Source organism: Methyloglobulus sp. (assembly GCF_040079455.1).
GTDB lineage: Bacteria > Pseudomonadota > Gammaproteobacteria > Methylococcales > Methylomonadaceae > Methyloglobulus.
In genome coordinates this window covers 1-7,088 of the sequence record NZ_JBEBKJ010000115.1, presented here as the reverse complement: position 1 = coordinate 7,088, position 7,088 = coordinate 1, and the positions used below count along the sequence as shown (strand labels likewise).

The following is a 7,088-nucleotide window of genomic DNA, read 5'->3' as shown; positions in this document are numbered from 1 at the left end:
TGTTTCTCCCATCAGGACGGCTTTGGTAACTGCACGTGCCGCGCCCGCACACGAACGCGTTGTCAGGACGCTCAGGGCGTGGGGCATCCGTATTGATGAGGCGCTATTCCTTGGCGGCATGTCGAAAGGCGCTTTTTTGAAGGCTTTTGGTGCCGATATTTTCTTTGACGACCAGCAAGGCCATTGCGAATCAGCCGCCGTGCATGTCGCTGCCGCGCATGTGCCGCATGGCATTATCAATAAGAAAATCAAATAAGGCCATCGAATACGACATACCAAACCGATGAATTATTTCAAATTATCAGTCACGTTCGGTTCAATCAATTGGTATAACATCTGGTGCATCTTAGGGCTACCAGCGATAACATTGCCGGATGCCAAGTAATTGTCATTAAACGAAAAGTCGGTGACTACGCCACCTGCTTCTTTAATCAGCAAGATACCCGCCGCCATATCCCATTCCATAATACCGATTTCCCAAAAGCCGTCCAGACGACCCGCAGCGACATAAGCCAAATCCAGTGCTGCCGCCCCAGCACGGCGAATACCAGCGGCTTGCATGGAAATGGCCTTGAACATGCCGGTGTAAGCATCCAGATGGAGGTCGGTTTTAAAAGGAAAGCCGGTACCTATCAATGCGCCTTTCATAGTGGTTTGGTTGGTAACCCGCAACCTGCGGCTGTTCAACATCGCACCACCGCCCCGTTTGGCGGTAAACAATTCGTCACGCAAGGGATCGTAAATAACGGCGACTTCAAGACGTCCTTTGTGTTTTAAGGCAATGGACACGGCATATTGTGGAAAACCATGCAGAAAGTTGGTGGTGCCGTCCAATGGGTCAATTACCCAGACAAAATCGTTGCCTTGGTGTTGTCCACTTTCCTCGGCAAGAATGGCGTGGTCGGGGTAAGCCGTTCGGATAATGTTGATGATTTCCCGTTCTGCTGCGCGGTCAACTTCGCTGGCGAAGTCGTTCTTACCTTTCTGGTCAATACGAAGTTGGCCGACATTGTCGGAGGAACGGAGAATCAGGTCGCCAGCGCTGCGGGCAGCACGGATGGCGATATTGAGCATGGGTTGCATAGGTTGATTGTATAATGAGCGGTTAGAAAACTGGATTAGGATAACAAATCTTTTGATAAACTTGGCTCTTTTTTTAAGCAGGGGCGGCATTGCTAGCTAATATCAAGATTGTACTGGTGGAGACTTCTCACCCTGGTAATATCGGCGCGGTTGCCAGGGCAATGAAGAATATGTCTATGGATAACCTGTGCCTGGTAAATCCTAAAATTTTTCCGAGTGCCGATGCGACTTCAAGGGCTTCTGGGGCTGATGATATTTTGGCGGGAGCCAAGGTGTACCAAACTTTGCCGGAAGCGATAGCCGATTGCCAGTTGGTGTTAGGGGCAAGCGCCCGTTGCCGGAGCATTAGCTGGCCTGAGTTAACACCACGGGAATGTGCTGAAAAAATCATCATTCATGAACCGGGCAATAAAGTGGCTATCCTATTTGGTCGGGAAAATTCAGGCTTAAAAAATCATGAACTGGATTTGTGCCACTTTTTACTCAGGATTCCCTGTAACAGTGAATACAGCTCCTTGAATATCGCTGCCGCCGTGCAAGTCGTTTGCTATGAGCTGTTCGTGGCAGCGGGAGTTCAGGAAAGCAGTCGTGTAGGTGATAAAGGCGACATTCCCCTGGCGACGGCAGAACAAATGGAATCTTTTTACACCCATTTGCATCAAGCCTTAGTCGATATTGATTTTATGCAGCCTGACCAGTCTAATTCGATCATGCGGCGTTTGCGCCGAATTTACAACCGGATACACCTGGATACCAAGGAAGTGGACATACTCAGGGGTATTTTACGGATGTCCCAAGGCAACAAAGCAAGCAACAAACGGAGCCAATAATGTTAGAAAGGATAAAAGAAGATATAGCCTGTGTGTTCGGGCGTGACCCCGCCGCGCAATCGGTGTTGGAAGTGGTGACGGCTTACCCTGGCTTTCATGCCGTGCAAATACACCGGATCAGCCATGCGTGTTGGAATGCAGGTTTCAAATTAGTGGCGCGGATAATTTCCCATATCAGCCGCTGGCTGACAGGCATTGAAATCCATCCTGGCGCACAAATCGGCAGGCGATTCTTTATCGACCACGGCATGGGCGTGGTGATCGGCGAAACCGCCGTCATCGGGGACGATTGCACTCTTTACCATGGGGTAACTTTGGGCGGCACGACCTGGAACAAAGGCAAGCGTCATCCTACTTTGCATGATGGCGTTGTCATTGGTGCGGGTGCCAAGGTTTTAGGGCCAATAGAAATCGGCTCAGGGGCGCGTATTGGCTCAAACTCAGTGATACTTAAAGCCGTACCAGCGGGTGCAACGGTCGTTGGCATTCCAGGTCATGTCATTGATATGCAAGCCAAAGCAGACAAGCCACAGTATGGCTGGCTGGACAGCAATCCCGAACTGGCTAAAGAACCCGAAGCGCAAATGAAAAAAACCGAGCGCGACAAAATCGCCACCAAAATGGGTTTTGATGCCTATGGTGCAACATCCGACATGCCCGATCCGGTTGCTTATGCCATCAACCACATGCTCGACCATATTAATTCGCTTGATGAACAAATAGCCGCCATGCAAAAAGCCATCAATGAAGCGGGGATTAACTGCGCGAAAACGCCCATGTGTTCATTGGATGATTGCCAAATTGCGGATGGTTCGGCGAAGCGGGAAAAGGTTGGGTAGGCAGCTCGTTCCCAAACCCCAGAGGTTCAGCTCGTTCCCAAGCTCCAGCTTGGGAACGAGCAAACCGCTTAAGCATCCTTTATTTAAGGAAACCTGCTACGCTTACCCCAAGAAAATTAACCTCTTATGATGAAGCATGAGCCTATACCAACGCCTTAAAAACGTCCGCAGCGAAGAAGATGTTAAAGATATTTACATCAAAGCGCTGGGCTTAAAAAGCTACACCAAAGGGCTGATTGACATTCGCACCGATGAAAATTCTTCAATTTGAATCAGGCTTGGTCATAAACGGAAAAATCCCTTAAGGCAAGTTGCCTGTCTTAAGGTATTTTCAATCACCCAAAAAAACAAATATTTTGAAAACAAAATTAACTGAATTATTAATTTACCAAGTCAGCTGGCTAGCAGCTATGTTTGCAACCGACTCCGATTATGCTTCATTTTCTTTAACAAAAGATGGAATCCTTCTTTCAGGCGGCAAAACCAAGACGAAAACTTTGTCTTACATAGACATAAACCCAGGCATAGTGACTGAAAAAGGTTATTTTTGGGATGTTTTGATTTTACAATTGAAAAATGGAGAAACACTGAGATTTGGCGGTATATCCAAATCTCAATCGGGCCGAATAGAAAAATCTCTAAAACATTACAACCAAGAATATATCAGGAACTATTACCAGCGTAATACGCACGACTTACAACAAGCCTTTCGGCAGGCACAAGTTTTGTTTTCGGGGCAGCATTATATTCGCCACAATGTCGCGCAACAATGGTTTAACAATCACAGGCATTTAGAGGTTTGGGTAAATCCCTGGGAGATTAAAGATTTTTTACTGCCAGAAGCGCTGCTATATTTGCAAGAAATCCGTCCGCTTTTAAGTCAACGCTATGATTACATCATCAAGCTCAACGAATCTTATGTTCAGAAACAATTGGCATCTTTTCAATTGTTTTTCGATCAGGTGGAAAGCAATCCACTAACGGAAAACCAACGTAAAGCCTGCGTTATAGATGAGCAACATAATCTTGTATTGGCGGGAGCTGGCACTGGCAAGACCAGCACCATGATCGGACGTGCCGGATATTTGATCAAAGCCGGAATTTCCCAACCGGAAAAAATCCTGATGCTGGCTTTTGCGCGTAAGGCGGCAGAGGAAATGGATGGACGCATACAGAGTAAAATTGGGGTTAATAACCTGACCGTGAAAACCTTCCATAGTCTAGGAAAACAGATCATTGCTCGGGTTGAAGGCGTGGTGCCGTCTATTAACAAAATGGCAGAGGACGAACACCTTCGAGTAAGTTTTGTTGATGAACAAATTCAACGCTTATTAAAGGATGAACGCTATAAATCACGTTTTGTGACGTATTTTTTTCGTTTCAACTTTCCTTATAAAAATATCTTTGCATTTAAAAGTCTGGGGGAATATAACAATTACATCCTGGAAAATGACATCCGTACGTTACAAGGTGAGCGGGTAAAAAGCTATGAAGAATGCGAGATCGCCAATTTTCTGTATTGCCAAGGCATCAGCTATGAATATGAAACCAATTATCAGGTAAATACATCAGGACCCGATTACCGTATTTACCAGCCGGATTTTTATCTAACCGATTACGGAATTTATGTTGAACATTTTGCCATCAATGAAAACAATCAAACGCCCTCGTTTATCGACCAGAAAAAATATTTGGAAGGCATGGAATGGAAACGGGCACTGCATCAAAAGTATCAAACACAACTGATCGAAACCTACAGTTACCAAAAGAAACAAGGCATTTTAACTAAAACCTTAGAAGACCAGCTGAGGCTAGCAGGCGTTACGTTTAAACCCTTAGCCCAAGACAAGTTGCTGGATAAATTAAAGCAGCTTGGCCAAGTTTTGGAATTCAGCCGTTTGCTGGCTCAAATGCTTGCCCTGTTTAAAGCGGCTTACCTGAATTTAAAAAGCCTGGTTTCGCTTGCCAATCAACATGAAGACAATGAGCGCATGCAGGCAGCAGCCTTTCTGTTCGAGCCTGTTTATGAGGCATATCAACAACACTTGCGCGATACTAATACGATTGATTTTGAAGACATGATTGGACGGGCGATTGAATATGTGGAAAACGGGCGTTATCAATCGCCATACAGTTACATACTGGTCGATGAGTTTCAGGACATTTCAGCCAGTCGGGCAAGGATGGTAAAAGCCTTGCTGGCGCAAAATCCGGATAACAGCCTGTTTTGCGTTGGTGATGACTGGCAGTCGATTTATCGCTTTACAGGTAGCGATGTCACAATTACCAAAAAATTTGAGAACTATTTCGGCTATACCGCCACTAGTGTGCTAGATAAGACTTTCCGCTTTAATAACAAAATTGGTGCTGTCGCATCAAAATTTGTGATGCAAAATTCGACGCAAATATCTAAACAGATTCAAAGCCACAAAATCATTGAACACCCTGCCGTTTCAATCATAAAGTCCAATCAGGATCAGGTGGGATTGAATGCCGCCTTATCTGCGATTAATGCCAAAGCCGATGCAAATGCCAGCGTACTTATTCTGGCCCGGTTCAATTTTAGAAAACCTGATTTATCCGACTTGAAACGACAATATTCGAAATTAAAACTACAGTTTATGAGCATACACGCCTCCAAAGGAAAGGAGGCCGATTATGTGATCGTGTTAGGATTAGAGAAAGGTAAACACGGGTTTCCTCCTGAAAAAACGACTCACCCATTATTGGAACTGTTATTGCCAAAAAAAGAAGCTTTTGCCCATGCCGAAGAACGACGTTTGTTTTATGTGGCTTTGACCCGCGCCAAACATCATGTGTATTTGGTAAGTGATGTTAATAAAGCTTCCGATTTCGTAAGGGAGCTTATAGCTAACAGATATGAAATCCTCAGTGACGAATTTATCGGCGATGGATTCCAAGATAAAATTGCTGATATTGTCTGCAATCAATGTAAAACAGGCTACATGTTACCGAGGGATAGTCAACACGGAAGCTTTTTTGGATGCAACCAATATCCATTGTGCAGTTTTACGCTATCGGCATGTCAATGGTGTGGCGGCGGCTTAAAGGAGAAAGGTCGATTTCGGGTTTGTGAAAATAAACGTTGCGATTATGTAGAACCGATTTGTCAAAAATGTGGCGGAAAGATGACCTTAAGGAAAGGCCCTTCTGGACAATTCTGGGGATGTTCGCATTACCGTAAAGATGAGGAGTTTTCTTGTAAGCACACTGAAAAATTTTTTGACCTAAAAGTTCACTAACTCGAATAAGAGCCATGATGCTTGTATGCTTGTTCCCAAGCTCCGGCTTCGGAGTCCATATCTTGGAAGCTTTAGCTTCAAGCATTAATAAAGGAAGCAAGAGCTTCCAAAAATAACGTTCCCAAGCTGGAGCTTGGGAACAAGCATCTGGGTGTATATTAATAACTTTAACATACTGAAAAAGTTAAGATAATCACATGCCAAGAAGCCGTTACCGTATTTTAAACAAGGGCTGTCCGTATTTCATGACAGCAACGGTTAACCGTTGGCAACCGCTGTTCACGCGCACGGAAGTAGTAAATATCGTCCTCGATTCCTGGCGGTTTTTGCAGCGGGAGGCTGGATTCCAAATTTACGGTTATGTCATCCTGGAAAATCACCTACATCTTATCGCCGCATCAACGGATTTAAGCCGGGATATGCAGCGCTTTAAATCCTACAGCGCAAAACAGATCATCGCTTATCTGGAGCAGCGCGAGGCTGCGAATATGTTGGAGTTGCTGGCGTTGTTTAAACGCACACACAAAACGGAAATCACTTACCAGGTCTGGGAAGAAGGCAATCATCCGCAATTAATTGAATCCGAAGAAGTCATGCGGCAAAAGCTGGATTATATCCATCAAAATCCAGTGAAGCGTGGCTATGTCGATTTGCCGGAGCACTGGCGTTATTCAAGCGCACGGAATTATGCGGGGCAGAAAGGCTTGGTCGAGATAGTGCGGGCATGGTGAAGGAACGGCGATGTTATGCTGGTATGCGGTATGATATGTGGGCTATTGTTGAATACTGGTTTCCAAGCTCCAGCTCATGCTAGTTCCCAAGCTCCTGCTTGGGAAGCCCTATTTTAGAAGCTCTGGCTTCGAGGTTTAAGAAGCTAGAGCTTCCAGTATAAATTCCCAAGCCGGAGCTTGGGAACTAGTAATAGCAGAGCCTGGGAACGAGCAACGAGCATTTCATAAAACTCCTGAATAACATAGCAACATGATCTATTTCGACCATAACGCCACTACGCCGATTGATGATCGGGTGCTTGAAGCCATGTTGCCATTCCTGAAGACATTTTATGGCAATCC

The 7,088-nt window shown here is 45.3% G+C and carries 7 protein-coding genes; 6 read left to right on the top strand and 1 reads right to left on the bottom strand.

Going from position 1 to position 7,088, the window contains the following annotated elements; all coding sequences use genetic code 11:
* A partial coding sequence (locus tag ABL924_RS17085; protein WP_349028305.1) for a 5'-nucleotidase occupies nucleotides 1-256 on the top strand: 256 nt, incomplete at its 5' end.
* Nucleotides 257-288: 32 nt separating this feature from the next.
* On the opposite strand, the gene ABL924_RS17080 is transcribed toward ABL924_RS17085, so the two are convergent.
* Nucleotides 289-1,083: an inositol monophosphatase family protein gene (locus ABL924_RS17080; protein WP_349028304.1), complete on the bottom strand. Its 795-nt coding sequence runs from the start codon at nucleotides 1,081-1,083 to the stop codon at nucleotides 289-291.
* Nucleotides 1,084-1,172: 89 nt separating this feature from the next.
* Between ABL924_RS17080 and ABL924_RS17075 the strand changes: the two genes are divergently transcribed.
* From ABL924_RS17075 to ABL924_RS17055, 5 genes are all read left to right on the top strand, one after another.
* Nucleotides 1,173-1,913, top strand: coding sequence for an RNA methyltransferase (locus ABL924_RS17075; RefSeq protein ID WP_349028303.1), 741 nt, complete (start codon nucleotides 1,173-1,175; stop codon nucleotides 1,911-1,913).
* Entirely contained in the window at nucleotides 1,913-2,752 is an 840-nt protein-coding gene (gene cysE / locus ABL924_RS17070) for a serine O-acetyltransferase (protein ID WP_349028302.1), read from the top strand. Before ABL924_RS17075 ends, cysE begins: the two co-directional genes overlap by 1 nt.
* A gap of 136 nt (nucleotides 2,753-2,888) precedes the next feature.
* Complete coding sequence (locus ABL924_RS17065) at nucleotides 2,889-3,023, top strand: hypothetical protein (RefSeq protein WP_349028301.1); 135 nt, start codon at nucleotides 2,889-2,891, stop codon at nucleotides 3,021-3,023.
* Nucleotides 3,024-3,108: 85 nt separating this feature from the next.
* Entirely contained in the window at nucleotides 3,109-6,015 is a 2,907-nt protein-coding gene (locus tag ABL924_RS17060; protein WP_349028300.1) for a UvrD-helicase domain-containing protein, read from the top strand.
* 197 nt (nucleotides 6,016-6,212) lie between these two features.
* Entirely contained in the window at nucleotides 6,213-6,746 is a 534-nt protein-coding gene (locus ABL924_RS17055; protein WP_349028299.1) for a transposase, read from the top strand.
* The last annotated feature ends 342 nt before the right edge of the window (nucleotides 6,747-7,088 follow it).

What these genes read in the sequence shown, in the direction of transcription:
- ABL924_RS17080 (WP_349028304.1), bottom strand. Translation starts at nt 1,083, where the DNA reads ATGCAACCCATGCTCAATATCGCCATCCGTGCTGCCCGCAGCGCTGGC.
- cysE (WP_349028302.1), top strand. Translation starts at nt 1,913, where the DNA reads ATGTTAGAAAGGATAAAAGAAGATATAGCCTGTGTGTTCGGGCGTGAC.
- ABL924_RS17065 (WP_349028301.1), top strand. Translation starts at nt 2,889, where the DNA reads ATGAGCCTATACCAACGCCTTAAAAACGTCCGCAGCGAAGAAGATGTT.
- ABL924_RS17055 (WP_349028299.1), top strand. Translation starts at nt 6,213, where the DNA reads ATGCCAAGAAGCCGTTACCGTATTTTAAACAAGGGCTGTCCGTATTTC.